This window comes from Vibrio sp. 1402, from assembly GCF_033340275.1.
This window is the reverse complement of sequence record NZ_JAWOWE010000781.1, coordinates 1-504: the sequence shown is the minus strand read 5'-3', so window position 1 is coordinate 504 and position 504 is coordinate 1. Positions and strand designations below refer to the sequence as shown.

The following is a 504-nucleotide window of genomic DNA, read 5'->3' as shown; positions in this document are numbered from 1 at the left end:
TTCCCCGTACCTGGCTGTTTCTTTTTGCCTCGGCCCAACTCATGTGCGATGACTGAACGGACAAATATCTCTATGCGCTCAAGGCCATCAAGCATTGCTAAGCGGAGTTTTGTATCAAAAAGGTAAAGATTGAACACTTGATCAAACTCGGTGCCTTGTTGAAAGTGATTGAGCCGCTTTGGTCGTTTTAAGTGTTCACACTGGATGGGTTGATATGATTCGTCTCGTTCGATAACTCTTGCTGGATACCAAAAACCACTCAGTCGGTAATATCCCACCTGTGCGAGCTTTCTTATGGCTCTTTCACGATTGTCTATCACCATGCCTCTTTCGATGAGAATATCGATGAGTTCCTCATAGTGCTTAAACTGCTTAGGCGGGGTTAGTGGCATCCTGTGTCCTTGATTTTCCTTGCTGTAAAAACGAGAACGCCCAGCCTTGATTCCAAAGTCATCTCGAAAGATAACTTCAGAAACAGGGGACTGGGCACTATTGCGATGAAGT

The 504-nt window shown here is 45.2% G+C and carries 1 protein-coding gene; it reads right to left on the bottom strand.

Translation table 11 applies throughout. The features are described from left to right. On the bottom strand, positions 1-392 hold a 392-nt coding region (locus tag R7044_RS28460; RefSeq protein ID WP_225456450.1), incomplete at its 3' end, for an Abi family protein. Positions 393-504 lie beyond the last annotated feature (112 nt).